This is a genomic window from Pectobacterium zantedeschiae (assembly GCF_004137795.1).
Classification (GTDB): Bacteria; Pseudomonadota; Gammaproteobacteria; order Enterobacterales; family Enterobacteriaceae; genus Pectobacterium; species Pectobacterium zantedeschiae.
Window position 1 is genome coordinate 2,830,074 of record NZ_NWTM01000001.1, and the last position, 17,219, is coordinate 2,847,292.

10 protein-coding genes and 1 tRNA gene are annotated in these 17,219 nt (G+C 49.1%); 6 read left to right on the plus strand and 5 right to left on the minus strand.

What is annotated here, in order from left to right; genetic code table 11:
• The first annotated feature begins 3 nt into the window (after positions 1-3).
• The 6 genes from CLR69_RS12780 to CLR69_RS12805 all read left to right on the plus strand — a co-directional run bounded on the left by CLR69_RS12780 (position 4) and on the right by CLR69_RS12805 (position 12,184).
• The gene (locus CLR69_RS12780) at positions 4-276 is read left to right on the plus strand and encodes a phosphopantetheine-binding protein (RefSeq protein WP_129712829.1); all 273 of its coding nucleotides are present in this window, start codon (positions 4-6) and stop codon (positions 274-276) included.
• A 98-nt stretch (positions 277-374) separates the two neighbouring features.
• On the plus strand, positions 375-647 hold the full coding sequence (locus tag CLR69_RS12785) for a hypothetical protein (protein WP_165324928.1): 273 nt from the start codon (positions 375-377) through the stop codon (positions 645-647).
• Between the two features lie 136 nt (positions 648-783).
• The gene (locus CLR69_RS12790; RefSeq protein WP_129712830.1) at positions 784-6,285 is read left to right on the plus strand and encodes a type I polyketide synthase; all 5,502 of its coding nucleotides are present in this window, start codon (positions 784-786) and stop codon (positions 6,283-6,285) included.
• Positions 6,286-6,363: 78 nt separating this feature from the next.
• Positions 6,364-10,440 carry a non-ribosomal peptide synthetase gene (locus CLR69_RS12795; protein ID WP_129712831.1) on the plus strand — a complete coding sequence of 1,359 codons (4,077 nt, stop codon included), beginning with the start codon at positions 6,364-6,366 and terminating at the stop codon, positions 10,438-10,440.
• A 53-nt stretch (positions 10,441-10,493) separates the two neighbouring features.
• Complete coding sequence (locus CLR69_RS12800; protein ID WP_129702789.1) at positions 10,494-11,120, plus strand: hypothetical protein; 627 nt, start codon at positions 10,494-10,496, stop codon at positions 11,118-11,120.
• A 26-nt stretch (positions 11,121-11,146) separates the two neighbouring features.
• Entirely contained in the window at positions 11,147-12,184 is a 1,038-nt protein-coding gene (locus CLR69_RS12805) for an NADP-dependent oxidoreductase (protein ID WP_242451604.1), read from the plus strand.
• A 60-nt stretch (positions 12,185-12,244) separates the two neighbouring features.
• On the opposite strand, the gene CLR69_RS12810 is transcribed toward CLR69_RS12805, so the two are convergent.
• The 5 genes from CLR69_RS12810 to ftsH form a co-directional block, all read right to left on the minus strand.
• A tRNA-Leu gene (locus CLR69_RS12810) sits at positions 12,245-12,331 on the minus strand.
• 24 nt (positions 12,332-12,355) lie between these two features.
• Positions 12,356-12,688: a preprotein translocase subunit SecG gene (gene secG / locus CLR69_RS12815; protein ID WP_010279668.1), complete on the minus strand. Its 333-nt coding sequence runs from the start codon at positions 12,686-12,688 to the stop codon at positions 12,356-12,358.
• Between the two features lie 249 nt (positions 12,689-12,937).
• Positions 12,938-14,275, minus strand: coding sequence for a phosphoglucosamine mutase (gene glmM / locus CLR69_RS12825; RefSeq protein WP_129702785.1), 1,338 nt, complete (start codon positions 14,273-14,275; stop codon positions 12,938-12,940).
• Positions 14,276-14,282: 7 nt separating this feature from the next.
• Complete coding sequence (gene folP, locus CLR69_RS12830; protein ID WP_129712832.1) at positions 14,283-15,116, minus strand: dihydropteroate synthase; 834 nt, start codon at positions 15,114-15,116, stop codon at positions 14,283-14,285.
• Between the two features lie 117 nt (positions 15,117-15,233).
• Complete coding sequence (gene ftsH / locus CLR69_RS12835) at positions 15,234-17,183, minus strand: ATP-dependent zinc metalloprotease FtsH (protein WP_165324926.1); 1,950 nt, start codon at positions 17,181-17,183, stop codon at positions 15,234-15,236.
• Between the last annotated feature and the right edge of the window lie 36 nt (positions 17,184-17,219).

Sequence of the window (17,219 nt, forward strand, 5' to 3'; positions counted from 1 at the left end):
AAAATGTCAAATGACAAAGCAATATTACCTTCAGAGATAGAGAAAAATATTATTTCTATCTGGCGGAGCGTACTTAATAATCCCAAAGTTTCTATTCAAGAAAATTTTTTCGATGCAGGAGGGAACTCCCTGCTGATGTCCAAAGTTTATCGAGAAATAAAAAACAAAATAGAGTCACCTATCTCTATTGTTGATTTATTCCAATACCCAACGGTACAGATGCTAAGCAAACGCATTAGCGAAATACACGCTGGGAAATCAAGTAGCAAGAAGTAATTACGCAAAAAGCGTATTCATACTCCAGGGGAATAACCGCCCTATAATGGGTAATATGTTTCATCATCCTTATTTCACTGATAATAGGTGGTAATACCATGTCTGCAAATCAATTAAGTGCTATTTATGCAACAAAATCAAAAGTGGCTGCTGCTATTCATATTGTAGAAAGCCATAAAGCCTCATCCAAACCCACTCACTACCATGGTGTTGGCCGAGCGCTTCTGCCAAACGCGCTAAAAAAGTGGGGTAAAAAACCGGCACCAACCATGCCTGCATACATCAAGGCATTATATCAGCACCCTTCTGCACTTTACCTGAAAGATATTCTTAAACAGGTAAAAGCAGAGCTTGCAGCTAGCAAAAACTAAATCACGCTAATTTAGCTGTCCCTTCTATATTCACGACGAAATGCGTCGTCTTCCTTCTCTGGATTTTATTCAGAGAAGGAAGGTTCATGCAATTTATCGTGACAGAAGGCGAATATATTCATGGTGAGGTAATTAAATGAAAGAGCAAGAACAGTTCCGCGACAAGGATATTGCCATTGTAGGAATGTCAGCCCGTTTTCCCGGTGCGGAAGATACCGCGATATTTTGGCAAAATCTGTTGGACGGCGTGGAGACAATCAGCACATTCAGTGAAGAAGAACTGAGGGAGTCAGGCATTGAAGAAGAGATGATCGCCTCACCCAACTATATTCGTCGCCGGGGAATTTTAGGCAACGCACAACACTTTGACGCTAATTTTTTTGATATTACGCCCCGCGATGCCGAAATTATGGATCCACAACATCGTGTCTTTTTGGAGTGCTGCTGGCATGCCTTTGAAGATGCAGGCTACGTACCCGCTACTTACCCTGGAAAAGTGGGCATCTTCGGCGGAACGGGAACCGCCTGGCACTTGAGCAAAGTGAATGCCCATCCTGAAGTACAGAAGTATGCCAGTGGCGCATCGGTCGTCACCAACAATGATAAAGATTACGTAACGACACGGGTTTCTTACAAGCTCAACCTCAAAGGGCCGAGTGTTAACGTACAGACTGCCTGCTCAACGGCGATGGTGGCCGTCGTCATGGGCATGAATAGCCTGTTGAACGGGGAAAGCGATCTGATCGTCGCAGGCGGTGTTTCCGTGGATACGCCAGAACGTCGGGGTTACTCCTATATGCAAGGCGGCATGGAATCCGCAGATGGCCGCTGCTATGCCTTTGACTCCCGCGCCAACGGTACGGTGTTCAGCCGTGGTGCTGGCGTGGTGCTACTGAAGCGTCTGAATGACGCCGTACGCGACGGCGACCATATTTACGCCGTGCTAAAAGGCGGCGCAGTGAATAATGACGGGAATTTGAAAGCCGGTTTTACCGCACCGAGCATCCACGGACAAATCGCCGTTGCCAAACAGGCTATCGCTAATGCAGAGCTTGATCCCGCCACAATCAATTTTGTTGAAGCTCACGGTACCGCGACGGCGCTGGGCGATCCTATTGAATTCACTTCGCTCACCCAAACGTTTCAGGAATATACGGATAAAACCCAGTATTGCCGTCTGGGCTCGGTGAAAACTAACATCGGCCATACGGACGCGGCATCAGGCATGGCCAGCCTCATCAAAGCCTCAATGGCACTGGAAACCGGCAAGCTGCCAGCCTCACTTCATTTCGAATCGCCGAACCCTAACATTGAGTTTGAAACCAGTCCGTTCATCATGAACACCGAACTCAGCGAGCTGGAACCGTCGGAGACGCCGCACCGTGCGCTGGTGAACTCTTTCGGCGTTGGCGGCACCAATGCCTGCGTCATTCTGGAAGCCGCTCCGCAGTTAGAAGCGGGTGATGTCCATGACGATAGCCTACTGGTTTTACCTTTCTCCGCTAAAAGTCGTACGGCGCTGGACGATATGAAACGCCGCCTGCGCGATTACCTTAGTGCACATGACGATGCTAATCTGGCGGATATCGCCTACACCCTACAGGTCGGAAGACAAAAGTTCTCACACAGCACAGCCATCATCGGGAAAGATCGTGATTCCCTGCTGGCCAAACTGGAACAACCTTCGTTCGTGGTGAGCCAACAGGGAAAAAATCGAAAATCCGTCGTGTTTATGTTCCCAGGACAGGGCAACCAGTATGTCAACATGGCGCGTGAACTGTACGATACCTACGACGTCTTCCGCGCGAGCATGGATCAATGCTGTGAGTATCTGGAACCGATTTTGGACGTCAATCTGACGTCTATTATCTTTCAGGACAGCGACGATATCGCCGCTTCCCGCATCAATGAAACCCAATTTACCCAACCGTCCCTGTTCGTGGTGGAATACAGTCTGGCAAAACTGTGGATGTCGTGGGGCATTCAGCCGGATGTCATGATCGGCCACAGCGTAGGGGAATATGTGGCAGCCTGTCTGTCCGGCGTGTTCTCACTGGAAGATGCGCTGAAAGCCGTGGCGCTGCGGGGCAAAATGGTACAGGCATTACCCGCAGGAGATATGCTCGCTGTTCTGCTTGATGAAGAAAGTCTGAGGGCAAAACTGCACGGTAGCAAACTGGAAATTGCGGCGGTGAACTACCCGGGATTATGCGTCATCGCCGGTGCTTCAAACGATATCGCGCGTTTCCAACAGCAGTTGGAAGACAGTAATATCTTCTGCAAACATCTGGATACCTCACACGCCTTCCACTCACACATGATGGAACCGATGCTGCCCGCCTTCAAAAAGGTCATCGACAGCATCAAGCTCCATGCGCCGCAGATCCCATTTGTCTCTACCGTTAACGGCGCATGGGTCACTGAAGAACTGGCGAAAAACAGCGACTACTGGGTACGTCACGTACGCAATCCGGTGCTGTTCTCTCATGCCTTCAAAACGCTGATGGATGAAGAACATCACGACTTCGTGTTCCTTGAAGTCGGGCCGGGGCGCTCACTGGAATCATCCGCCAAGCAGCATTTCAGCGCGGAAGACGGCGCCTTAATTTATGCCTCACTACCCACGGCAAAAGACGTTGCCTTATCCGGCGAGCATCTCCTCTCAACACTCGGCGCTCTTTGGGCTAGCGGCGTAGACGTTCCCTGGCATCTGCATCATCCAGAGCAGCACCGTCGCCGCATCCCGCTGCCGGGCTACCCTTTCGAACGCAAACGCTTCGCCCTGCCAGCCTTGTCGTCAGCCAGTAATGACGCGCAGAGTGAACTATCTGTTAAGGCTAAAAAGCGGAAACAGGCCGATATCGGTGACTGGTTCTATATGCCAACCTGGAAAAAAACGATCCCGGCAAAATACATGACGGGCAAACGTGTTGAAGCCGAGAACACCTGCTGGCTGATCCTGACCGATCCACAGGGCATCGCGGAACGCGCGAAGCAAATACTGGAAAAAGAGGGGCATAACGTCTTTTTCGTCACCCCAGGGGCACAGTATCAGGAATCGCCTTCCGAAGGTCGGTATACCCTCAACGCCTCCTCGCGCGCCGATTATGTCCGATTACTGAAAAGCCTGACGGAACAAGGGCTACGCCCATCGCGTATCCTGTATTTATGGAACCTGATGGCGGAAGAACAGGTACTACCGCTGAAGCACACCTATCTCTCCTCACCGCTGAATACGTTCTACCCAGCCCTCTATCTTCAGCAGGCACTGGTGAACGAGAATTTGCTGGACGATCTGCATGTGATCTTCGCCACCAGCAACACGTTCAGTGTAATGGGTGAGTACGTTGCTTCACCGGAAAATGCGCTGCTGGTAGGGCCCTCTCGTGTGTTCTATCACGAATATCCCGAAGTACAGTGCCATCTGGTGGATCTCGATCTCAAACAAAACGCCGAACAACTTGATGAACTTGCCCACAGTCTGATTGCGGAAAGCCAAATCACAACACACGGCAATCTGGTGGCTTACCGCGGAAATCAGCGCTGGGAAGAAAGTTATCAGGCCGTGTATTTGGAAGATGACGCGATAGGCGAGCCTGCTGAGATAAAAAATGACGGCGTTTACCTCATTACTGGTGGTCTTGGCGGTCTGGGAATACTGGTCGCCAATCATCTGTGTGAAACAAGCCATGCAACGATAATTCTGACTTATCGTTCCGCTCTACCGCCGCGTGAGGAATGGCATAATTGGATCCAGCAGCACTCTGTCGATGATCCTACCAGTGAAAAGCTGGCAAGCATTTTACGTCTGGAAGCCCATGGCAACCCGGTGCATTTAGCACAGGTGGATGTCTGTGACTATCAGGGAATGAGCACCATGCTATCCGCATTCCCACAGATCGATGGAGTATTCCATACCGCAGGCGTGCCCGGCGGTGGCATCATTCCTCTGAAAAGCGATGCCGATTGCGCCAGCGTGCTTGATCCTAAGGTCGCAGGTTCGCTCATTCTGGATGAGCTTCTGCAAGACAAGCAGCCTGACTTCTTTATTCTTTTCTCCTCCATTACCGCCATTGTGGGTGATGAAGCCCGCATTGACTACTGCTCTGGCAACGCATTTATGGATGCTTTTGCCCATTATCGCAACCAGCATCGGCGCGGACGTTCAGTATCGATAAATTGGGGACAATGGGGCGATGTTGGCATGGCGGCCCGTTGGAACAAACAGTTAGAAGAGAAGAAAAACAACAAAGCGCCTGTCGCTGAGGTAGTCACAGGGGATTTACTCACGCTCGTTGAACGTGAAAATATGCGGGAAAGCTATCAGGTCAATCTCACCGTAAACGACTGGGTTATCGATGAGCATCGCCTTTCTCAGCAGCCCTCACTGGTGGGAACGACGATCTTATCGCTGCTACATGAGTTCATGACATGCTTCAAGCCTCAGGAAAATCTGCAGGTCAAAAACCTGATGATGACCAAACCAATTATCTATACCGATGCCTGGCCTCGGTTTATGAGACTGTTCGTCACGCAGGATGGAAAAGGCTATCAATTTAGCCTCAAGAGCCGGGGTCTACTTGAACTGACATGGCAAGAGCATGCATTAGGGGCAATAGGTCACAGCGTTCAGGTGTCTCACATCGTGCCGTCATCGCTCGATGCCATCAAACAGCGCTGCACGACCAAACTCCCCTATTCGCCTTTTGTTACCGAGTTGGGAAATGCCAGTACTGGCGGTAATTTCCTCTCTTTCAGTCAACGCTGGAATAATCATAGTGAGATCTTCCAGGGGGATAACGAGTGGCTGATACACAAAGTGTTGGGGAACGAATATCAGCACGATTTGACGCGTTATCCGTACCATCCTGCGATCATCGACTCAACAGCGATATCCTGCATTATCCTGATTACCACGAATAATTACTTACCGATTAGCTATGGGAAACTCGTCTTCCTGTCTCCATTGGAAAAAGAGTGCTACGCCCACGTCAAACTCAAACAGGCATATCAGCCGCAAGACAATTCCATCGTCATGGATATTACTTTCCTTTCGTCGACAGGTACTCCACTGTTGATACTGGAAAACTATACGCTGCTGAAAATTACGTCAGACAATCAGGTTGTTACCGCAGAGAAGGTGTCAACGTCGGTCCCCGCAGCGGTCAAAGTCAATCTGGCAGATAAAGACATTATGTTGCCTGAAGGGATTGACGCCATGAAGCGCCAGTTTGCTCACCTGGAATTTGAGCAAATCGTGATCGTCACCAGCGATCTGGAACAGCTCATTTATGAGACGATTCCAGAACAGGAAACACCTGAGTCTATCTTGCAGGATAATGAAGCGACGGAAGGATATTCCAGACCTGCGCTCTCTGTCGATTATGTCGCGCCAGAAAACGACATTGAAAAGGAAATTATCAAAGTCTGGCAGTCCATTCTGGGGATCTCAGGTATCGGTGTTAACGATAGCTTTACTGAGCTGGGCGGAAACTCGCTGCTGGCAGTGCAGGTCGTTTCTACGGTTTCGGGCATCTTTGAAATCGATATCCGCGTTGATCTATTTTACCAGAACCAGACAGTGAAAGGGTTAGCCATGCTGATTCTCACTGAACTGGAATCCTTACTTCAAGACTAAACACACGAAGACCTTCTACAGTCATGTAGAAGGTCTTCGTCATTGTGAAAACAGAAAGTCACAACACGAGACTCGACAATGACACAGAATCCTACCGGAAAACTCACTTCACTTAGCATTGATGAACTTAAAAAGTTGGCAAAAGAAAAAAAGAAAGCGGGTGGTACGCAAGCAGGTAAAACTATTTCCCCACAGACTTCGCCAGGCAGAGTGCATTTCCCCATGACCAGTGCTCAGAAGAGTATTTGGATGCTTTCTCAGTATCTCGACAATAATCAGGTCTATAATAATCCCTATGTTCTCGCGAGTAGAATTGAACATGAAATGGAGCCGCATCGCATCCAGCAAACACTTAACTATATAATGAAGCAACATGACATTCTACGAACGACATTCCGTTTGGTCGACAATGAAGTATGCCAATGTATTGCTGAAGAAATGTCCTTTCCTTTTCATTTTGACGATATCTCCACATTCAGCGAAGAAGATATTGAGAAATACATCTCGAATATGTCAAAAGAACAAGGGAAGATTATTTTTGATCTGGAAAATGGTCCTTTAGTCTATCTCCATATGGTCAAAACACGCCAGTACGACTATGTCTTATTTCTAACATTTCACCACATTATTTCCGATGGATGGACGCTAAATCTGTTCATCAAAATGTTAATAGAGAACTACTTCCGCCTGTTGCAGGGAGATACACTGCACATCGAAAAAACGCTCCAGTTTTCCGATTACGCCCTGGCAGAAAATCGATGGTATTCCCAAGGTGAATACCAGACCGGGCTTGCCTATTGGGCTAAGAAGCTGGATGGCATATCAGGGCAACTAGATTTGGCAACAGACTACCCTCGCCCTGCCAAAATGAGCACCACTGGCGGGATCGTCATTGATTATTTTGACGAAGCTTTCTGTCAGCGCTTAAAAGATTGTGCAACACAGCATCGGGCAACACAATTTCATATCATTCTCACGGCCTATAAAATCCTGCTACATAAATACAGCGGACAGCAGGAAATTATCATTGGCGTCCCTTTTGCTAATCGAAATTTACCAACCACGCAAAATATGATGGGGTTATTTATGAACACCCTACCATTACGCTTTGATATTATTTCCGACACTAGCATTACCAATCTCATTGATGTTGCTCGCCTCGAATGTGAAGAAACCATGAAGTATCAGGATGTGCCATTCAATTATATTCTGGATGAAATCACCTATACTCGTAACCCCCAAATAAACCCCATATTTCAGGCAATATTGACGTATCAGGTATTCCCTCATTTTCACAATCGAAACAGCGGAATAAAATATAAACCGCTAAAAGTCGATTATGGCAGTGCCAAAGTAGACCTGAATTTATGGATAGAAGAAGATAGAGATAATGGCGGTTTGCTGTTTACCATGAACTACAGTAATGCATTATTCTCCGGAGCCACCGTCGAGCGCATGCTAAGCAATCTGCGTACTATCATCGAAACAATAATTACCCAACCGCAGCTAGCCGTTCGAGATATCTCACTGTTAAGCGACGAAGAACGCCGTGCGGCAATCGCACAATGCCACCCGACCGCTGACACCCCACCATCAGCCATTCATACGCAGTTTGAAGAACAAGTACGGCAAAGACCTGATGCCATCGCGGTTCGCTGTGAAGGGCGTTCATTCACCTATGCCCAGCTCAACGAACGGGCAAACCAGCTGGCTCATCAACTACAGCAAGACGGGCTCGCGCACGGTGAACGTGTCGCGCTCTTTATGCCTAAAAGCGAGTATTACGTCGTTGCGATTCTGGCTGTGTTAAAAGCAGGCGGATGCTATGTACCAATCGATATGGATCTTCCCACACAGCAGGTTGAATTCATATTGCAAAACGCTGACGCCCGTTGCGTCATCATTGATGAACAGACGCCCGGAGAAATGCTCCCCAGCATCTACGTAAGACAAAATCGCAACGTGATGCCGGTAAGCAATCCATCGCAGCCACAAACAGTTACGGATGGCCCTGCCTACATCATTTATACCTCGGGCAGTACCGGCAAACCTAAGGGCGTTCAGGTCAAACACTCACAGCTAAGCCACTACTGTCAGGCCATTCGTCCAGTGCTCAACCTGCCGCCCAATGCCCACTACGGCATGTTCTCATCCTTCACAACCGATTTGGCACACACGGTATTATTTCCCGCGCTAATCCATCAAGGCCAGCTAGATGTGATCAGCACGGAATTGCTCCGCTCACCACAGGAACTATTTGCTTATCTGACGCACTACCCCGTAGATTGCATAAAGATCACTCCGTCCCATTTAGCGACGTTACTGACCTCACCGCAGGCAGAAGCATTATTACCTCGGCAGTTGCTGGTTATCGGCGGAGAACGCGTTCCTCTGTCACTCATCAAGCGCATACGTGAGTTCCAAACGTCTTGCCGTATTCTCAATCATTATGGCCCAACTGAGTGTACCGTCGGCGTCACAACCTATCCGGTACCGAACGACCTTAGCACTCTTTCAGGTGACTACCTGCCCATCGGTAAGCCCCTGTCCGATAGCCATGTCCTGCTGCTCGATCCTTATCACCAGTTAGTCCCTGCCGGGTTACCGGGCGAAATTTATCTGGGTGGTTCACATGTGGCAGAAGGATACATCGGCCTGCCGGAGCAAAATCAGGCACGCTTTATCCCCCATCCTTACCTTGAGGGCGAGCGGCTTTATCGCAGCGGTGACAAAGGCCGCTTCTTGCCTGATGGCAACCTGGAATTTATGGGGCGTTTGGATCGTCAGGTTAAAGTGCGCGGCTACCGTGTTGAATTGACAGAAATCGAACAGGCATTACAACAGGTCGCTAATGCGACTCACGTTGCCATTAAACAAAACACGCTGCCCCATGGCGAAGCCGTCTTAACCGCCTATGTATGCGGTATTACCGAACCCCATCAGGCCGCAGTAAAGGCAGCACTACAAAAGAAATTGCCGGACTATATGCATCCCGAACGCTGGGTGTGGCTAGAAGCGATGCCATTAACTGCCAGCGGTAAGATAAACTATGCCGCGTTACCCCTACCCTCAGCGGAAAAACGGATATCGCTTCATACCCCGGAAAATCAGTGCGAACACGACCTGCACGAGATTTATCGCGATATCTTACAAAACGATACCATTGATACGCAGGAGAGCTTTTTCACGCTTGGCGGAAACTCTCTCAGCGCATTAAAACTCATCCTGAGCGTTAATCAGCACTTCGGAACCTCTCTGTCTTTGGGGCTACTGTTCGAAAACAGCAGCATTGCTCAGTTGGCACGCGCGATTGAAGAAAAAGGAACCCAGACTCAAGTTGCAAGGGTAACAATCAATCGTGGCCAGCCTGAAGATAATCCCACCTTGCTTCTGATCCACCCTGCGGGGGGGAATGTCCTGTGCTATTCCGCACTGGCGCGTGAGTTGGGCGAGAGCTATCCGGTCTACGGTATTCAGGTGCCCGATTTCAGCGTTAACCAGCCTTATAACGCCGATATCAAAGCGCTTGCCGCTTTTTATCTGTCACAAGCCGGTGACGTTATTCATCACTCTCGTCTGGTTCTGGGAGGGTGGTCTCTCGGTGCGACCATCGCTTTTGAAATGGCACAGCAACTCGCGGAAAAAGGTATAACCCCCACCGTGTTAGTACTGGATCAGCCTGCGCCAGAGATCAATATCGACGACTCGGCAAACATGAATGAGGCTGAACGTCTGGCGTTTTTTGCACATAAAGTGGCCTTATTTACCGGTGCATCTTTCAATCTTTCAGAACAGTCGCTTTCAAACATGAGTGATGAGCAGCGCACAGCGCGTTTTCTGGAAGAGTTTAAGCGCGTGGGGCTGGTGCCTGATGAGATTGGACCGCAAGAATTTCAAGATTTTCTCAAAATTTTACAATCACATATTTACGCAGCGGAGACCTACCGCAGCGCACCTTACCCTGGGGACTTACTGGTCGTTGAAGCAGAAGATATTTTACCGGGTCGTACCCGCCTGCCCGAATCAGGGTTAGGGTGGCATCGTCTGACGGAAGGATATCTGACTGTACTAACAGCTTCTGGCGATCATATCTCCATGATGAATACACCGCATATTTCGCGCATAGCAGAGAAGTTAAAGCACGTATTGCGGTAACACATCCGCCAAATATCTAACGGCGGCTTTATCACATAAGCGAGGAGAAGCAAATGAGCGATACACCGTCGTTAACCGTTTGGCAATATCTGGTATCACGCGATGCCATCCTAACCATTATCTTACCGATTATTATTTACAATATCGCTTTCTGGCAATGGGGGGCGGGCGCTGCGCTATTAATTACAGCTATCTATTCTGGTGTCCTGCAATATATCAGTCGTTGGAAAGGCTACCTGCCGATTATCGCCCTTATTTTGGTCTCAGGGCTAAGCCATTATCTTTATTTGGAAGGGTATATGCTGTTTGATATCAAGCAGGAAAGCGTCTTCTTATCCGTCAGCGGCGCAATGTCCACCGTGATTATCTTCAGCATTTACAGCATGCTCGGACGTCCTGTCATACAGACACTAGCGGAACAGGCTACACCAAGACTAAAAACACTTCCTAACTATGGCACCCCACGGTACACCAAAATATGGAACGAAGTCTCATTGGTGTGGATTTTGGCCTATCTGATAAAAGCTATCGTCATTTATACCCTTTCACACCGACCCGGATTACCAATGGATACCCTCGTCCTGATCAGCGGCTGGCCTCTAACATTGTTGCTCGTAATTTTCAGCTTCAAATGGCCAAAATATCGCTGGTCTTCACATGCGCGCGATAACGCGGCCTGAACCAGCCATCAAGCCATGCGTAATGAATGATGAATATAGGGAATATTATGAACCCGTTAACAAATAAACTAATCGTACTCGCTCACCATCCTGATGGCCCAGCCCAGTTAGAACACTTCAGGCTTGATGAACGCCAAATCGATGCGTTACAACCCGGCGAATACATAGTTGAAAATAAGTGGCTATCTATTGACCAATACACACGCGCTCGACTCAGCAAAAATACAGCCTTTGTTAGCCCTATCAAGCCCGGAGAGGTTATTCAAGGGGAAACAATAGGTAATATCATCGCAACGAAAAACCCAAAATTTCAGGTTGGAGACTGCGTATTCACCTTTTCTGGCTGGCAGAAATACTATATCGGTACGCCTCAGGATTTTATTACTCATCGCGTATTACCGACGACCTTATCGCCTTCTATTTTTTTGGGAGCTGCAGGCACACCGGGACGTTCCGCTTATTTTGGCCTGAATAAAATAGCCAAACCCAAAGCGGGGGAAACACTGGTGGTATCCGCCGCCTCCGGAGGCGTGGGATCCGCTGTCGGTCAGTTAGGTAAACAGGCCGGATGCCGAGTTGTCGGCCTAGCGGGCAGTGAAGAGAAATGTCGCTATGTCGTTGAGACATTAGGCTTTGATGCCTGCATTAATTATAAAGAAGATGATTTAAATCAGGCCTTGCGGGCCGCTTGTCCTAACGGGATAGATATCTATTTTGAAAATGTTGGTGGTAGAGTTTCGCTCTTTATTGCCAGATTGCTTAACGAAGGCGCCAGAGTTCCTGTTTGTGGCAGCGCGGCACTCTATAATCAAGGGAGTGATGTTGATGCTTCAAGCCCAGTGGCATTTTTCTCTTCTTTGCCCGAGGCACCTCTGAGTCGCTTTTTTCTCGTAACTGAATGGTTCAAAGACTATGCGGAAGCCGACATTTGGCTACTCGATGCCGTAGAGAAAGGACGATTGAAATATCGGGAGAACATTATTGAGGGAATTGAGAACGCGCCCCAAGCCTTTATCGATTTGTTAGACAGTAAACACTTTGGCAAGCAACTGGTACGTTTGTAAGACTGATACCAGAAATTAAAGACAAAAAAATAGACGTCCATTGACGTCTATTTTTTATGTTGGTACCGAGGACGGGACTTGAACCCGTAAGCCCAATCGGGCACTACCACCTCAAGGTAGCGTGTCTACCAATTCCACCACCACGGCATCACAATTACTGCTTTAAAACGCTTACTTCGGAATGTCACTCGCCGGCGTTGAAGGCGCAGCAGGCGTTGTCGTCTGCTCGACTTTTTCTGGCTGGCTCAGGTTATCCCATGCACCGCCTCTTTTCTGCAGCGAACTTAAGTTGCCGAGAATAAGGCTGATAATGAAGAACAGGGTCGCCAGTATCGCCGTCATGCGGGTCATGAAATTACCAGAGCCGCTCGAACCGAACAAAGTGGCAGAAGCACCTGCTCCGAACGACGCTCCCATATCAGCACCTTTACCCTGCTGAAGCATGATCAAGGCAACTAACCCGATCGATACTAACAGGAAAATCACTAATAGAGCTTCGTACATAGTCGTACCCGTTAACCGTTTTCCCCATGATTCATGGAGATGCTATATTCTGGCGGTAAACCGCGTGTCATTCCGCTAAGCAGGATGTAGCGTACATCCCTTATCAAGCGGGTCTGAATACTAACCAAAGGATGTAATGTACGCAAGGGTAATTTGGTCGCCACCGGTTGATTGCAGAAAAAAACAGCGGCTTTCGACACAAGGTGCACATTGAAAGCCTTATCTACCTGATTGGCGAATCAAAAAACCTCAACTGACAGCTTTCACGGCATCAGCAATACGATTCGCCAACGCTATCACCGTCTCTTCATGTTCACCTTCAACCATCACACGGATGAGTGGCTCAGTACCCGATTTACGCAGTAATACTCGTCCGCGTCCAGCCAACTCTTTTTCTACATCCTGCGTAATCTGCTGCACATTATCGTCTTCCAGCGGATCGTTTTCACCCGTAAATCGCACGTTAACCAGGATCTGTGGAAATAACTTCATACCGCTACATAAATCATGCAGGCTCATATGATTTTTCACTATCGCAGTAAGTACTTGCAAACCAGCAATCACACCGTCGCCCGTTGTGGTTTTATCTAACAAGATGACATGCCCGGAGTTTTCCGCCCCGATACGCCACCCTTTTGCCTGCATCATTTCTAACACATAGCGGTCACCCACCTTGGCACGAGCAAACGGGATACCGAGTTGCTTTAACGCGACCTCAAGCCCCATGTTGCTCATCAGAGTTCCCACTGCACCACCGCGGAGTTGCCCTTGGCGTAGGCCTTCGCGGGCAATGATATACAGAATCTGATCGCCATCGACCTTGTTACCCAAGTGGTCGACCATGATGAGGCGATCGCCATCACCGTCGAATGCTAGCCCAACATCCGCTTTTTCAGCCAACACGCGAGCCTGTAGCTGTCTAACATCCGTCGCACCACACTCTTCATTGATATTCATGCCGTCCGGATCACAGCCAATCGCAATGACTTTAGCGCCAAGCTCGCGCAATACGCTGGGAGCGATATGATAGGTAGCACCATTGGCGCAATCGACGACAATCTTTAAGCCATTGAGGCTCAACTCGCTCGGGAAAGTTCCCTTACAAAACTCGATATAACGCCCGGCGGCATCAACAATGCGGCTGGCCTTTCCTAATTCAGCAGACTCAACGCACGTCAGCGGTTTTTCCAGTTCAGCTTCTATCGCTTCTTCTACTTCATCCGGCAGCTTGGTGCCGTCAATCGAGAAGAACTTAATACCGTTGTCGTAATACGGGTTGTGAGAAGCAGAAATAACGATACCCGCTTCTGCGCGGAACGTACGGGTAAGATAAGCAACCGCGGGCGTAGGCATCGGGCCGGTAAAAGAAGCTGACAAACCGGCAGCGGCCAGCCCAGCTTCCAGCGCCGACTCCAGCATATAGCCAGAAATACGGGTATCTTTGCCGATAATAATCTTACGGGAACCATGACGTGCTAGCACTTTCCCTGCGGCCCAGCCCAGTTTAAGCACAAAGTCAGGTGTAATCGGCGTATCGCCAACCTTGCCGCGTACGCCATCGGTACCAAAATATTTACGGTTACTCATTTCGTTTTTATTCCTTCGCAGAAAGGGTGGCCTCAACAATACGCATGGCATCAGCCGTTTCTTTAACATCGTGAACACGAATAATCTGTGCTCCCTGCATTGCCGCGATGACTGCACAGGCGACGCTGCCATGAACACGCTGTGCAGGCGGTACATTGAGGAGCTGTCCAATCATAGATTTCCTCGACATACCAACCAGAAGAGGCAGTTCAAAACGATGTAACTCACTCAGGCGAGCCAGAAGCGCGTAATTATGGGCAAGATTCTTACCGAATCCAAACCCAGGATCCAGCAATAGCTTACTTTTCGGAATATTGGCGTTCACACAGCGTTCAATCTGCTGTTGTAAAAAATTCCCAATGTCCTGCATCAGATCATCATAATGCGGTTTATGCTGCATGGTTCGTGGCATTCCCTGCATATGCATCAGACACACTGGCAAACCGGTTGCCGCAGCCGCCTCCAGAGCACCGGGCTCTTGCAAAGCGCGAATATCATTAATCAGGTGCGCCCCTGCCTGCGCTGACGCCGTCATCACTTCCGGCTTTGAGGTATCGACCGAGATCCATACGTCAAAGCGTTTAGCAATTGCTTCAACCACGGGCACCACACGAGCCAGTTCTTCTTCCGTGCTCACATCACTCGCCCCAGGACGCGTCGATTCGCCGCCAATATCAATCAGGGTCGCACCAGCGGTAATCATCTCCTGAACGTGCAGTAATGCAGCATCGAGCTTGTTGTGTTTGCCGCCATCGGAAAAAGAGTCCGGTGTAACATTAAGAATACCCATGACATGTGGGCAGGAAAGGTCCAGCGTTGAGTCTCTGGCAACCAGCTGCATGATTTACCTCCGCTTCTGGTGTAGTTAGCATGAAATATGATTTGAAGAACATGACCAGTAAAAAACCCCAGACTGAGCTGGGGTTTCGTAATGTTACAGATGTCTATCACGAGCGAATTATTTGTCGTCCACTTGCTCAGACATTGTATTACCAGGATTAGGCGTTTGTGGCTCATCCACTGGTGTAGGGGCTTTAGGTGTACCGCCGCCATTACCAGAATCGTTGTCAGAGCGAGACTCTTCCCAACCCGCAGGCGGACGTACATCTTTCTTACGCCCCATCAAATCATCGATCTGTGGTGCATCAATGGTTTCATACTTCATCAACGCGTCTTTCATTGAATGAAGAATGTCCATATTTGCCATCAACAGTTCACGAGCACGCAGGTAGTTACGCTCAACCAGAGATTTCACTTCCTGATCGATGATGCGCGCCGTTTCGTCTGACATGTGCTTGGCTTTTGCTACAGAGCGACCGAGGAAGACTTCACCGTCCTCTTCCGCATAAAGCAATGGACCCAGTTTTTCAGAGAAGCCCCACTGCGTCACCATGTTACGGGCGATCGAGGTTGCAACTTTGATGTCATTCGACGCACCGGTAGAGACATGTTCTACGCCGTAAATAATTTCTTCGGCCAGTCGACCACCGTACAGTGTAGAGATCTGGCTTTCCAGCTTCTGACGACTCGCGCTGATCGCATCACCTTCGGGCAGGAAGAACGTCACACCCAGTGCGCGACCACGTGGAATGATCGTCACTTTATGGACCGGATCGTGCTCTGGCACGAGGCGACCGATGATGGCGTGCCCTGCTTCATGATACGCCGTCGATTCTTTCTGCTTTTCCGTCATTACCATGGAACGACGCTCTGCGCCCATCATGATTTTGTCTTTAGCTTTCTCGAACTCAACCATCGAAACTACACGCTTGTTACCGCGAGCGGAGAACAATGCAGCTTCGTTAACCAGGTTCGCCAAATCCGCACCGGAGAAACCAGGTGTACCGCGAGCGATAACTGACGCATCAATATCTGGAGACAACGGAACGCGGCGCATGTGAACTTTCAGAATCTGTTCACGACCGCGAACATCCGGCAGCCCAACAACAACCTGACGGTCAAAACGGCCTGGACGCAGCAACGCTGGGTCAAGAACATCGGGACGGTTAGTCGCCGCAATAACAATGATGCCTTCGTTGCCTTCAAAGCCGTCCATCTCAACCAGCATTTGATTCAGCGTTTGCTCACGTTCATCGTGACCACCGCCTAAACCTGCGCCACGCTGACGGCCAACGGCGTCGATTTCATCGATAAAGATGATACAAGGTGCAGCTTTCTTCGCTTGTTCGAACATGTCACGAACACGGGAAGCACCGACACCGACAAACATTTCAACGAAGTCAGAACCGGAGATCGTAAAGAAAGGCACTTTCGCTTCACCGGCAATGGCTTTCGCCAGCAACGTTTTACCGGTTCCCGGTGGGCCGACCATCAGAATGCCTTTTGGAATTTTACCGCCCAGTTTCTGGAAACGGCTAGGTTCGCGCAGGTATTCGACCAGCTCGCTAACCTCTTCCTTCGCTTCGTCGCAACCGGCTACATCCGCAAACGTCGTCTTGATCTGATCTTCAGTCAACATACGCGCTTTGCTCTTGCCGAAGGACATGGCACCTTTACCGCCGCCGCCTTGCATTTGACGCATGAAGAAGATCCAGACGCCAATCAGTAACAGCATTGGGAACCAGGAAATAAAGATAGAAGCCAACAGACTCGGCTCTTCCGGTGGCTCACCAACGACTTTCACATTCTTCGTTAGCAGGTTATCCAGTAGCTTGGGGTCATTGACAGGAATGTAAGTCGTGTATCTGTTGCTGTCTTTTTTGATAACACTGATCTCACGCCCGTTAATACGTGCTTCACGGACCTGATCCTGATTCACTTCAGTCAAGAAGGTTGAATAATCCACCCTACGGCCATTCGACTCGCTGGGCCCAAAGCTCTGGAAAACAGACATCAGCACAACTGCGATGACTAACCAGAGAATTAGGTTTTTCGCCATGTCACTCAAGGGATTAACCTCATATTACAACTGTGTTAAAAAACA

What these genes read in the sequence shown, in the direction of transcription:
- secG (WP_010279668.1), bottom strand. Translation starts at nt 12,688, where the DNA reads ATGTACGAAGCTCTATTAGTGATTTTCCTGTTAGTATCGATCGGGTTA.
- CLR69_RS12780 (WP_129712829.1), top strand. Translation starts at nt 4, where the DNA reads ATGTCAAATGACAAAGCAATATTACCTTCAGAGATAGAGAAAAATATT.
- CLR69_RS12800 (WP_129702789.1), top strand. Translation starts at nt 10,494, where the DNA reads ATGAGCGATACACCGTCGTTAACCGTTTGGCAATATCTGGTATCACGC.
- CLR69_RS12790 (WP_129712830.1), top strand. Translation starts at nt 784, where the DNA reads ATGAAAGAGCAAGAACAGTTCCGCGACAAGGATATTGCCATTGTAGGA.
- glmM (WP_129702785.1), bottom strand. Translation starts at nt 14,275, where the DNA reads ATGAGTAACCGTAAATATTTTGGTACCGATGGCGTACGCGGCAAGGTT.
- folP (WP_129712832.1), bottom strand. Translation starts at nt 15,116, where the DNA reads ATGCAGCTGGTTGCCAGAGACTCAACGCTGGACCTTTCCTGCCCACAT.
- CLR69_RS12785 (WP_165324928.1), top strand. Translation starts at nt 375, where the DNA reads ATGTCTGCAAATCAATTAAGTGCTATTTATGCAACAAAATCAAAAGTG.
- CLR69_RS12805 (WP_242451604.1), top strand. Translation starts at nt 11,147, where the DNA reads ATGATGAATATAGGGAATATTATGAACCCGTTAACAAATAAACTAATC.
- CLR69_RS12795 (WP_129712831.1), top strand. Translation starts at nt 6,364, where the DNA reads ATGACACAGAATCCTACCGGAAAACTCACTTCACTTAGCATTGATGAA.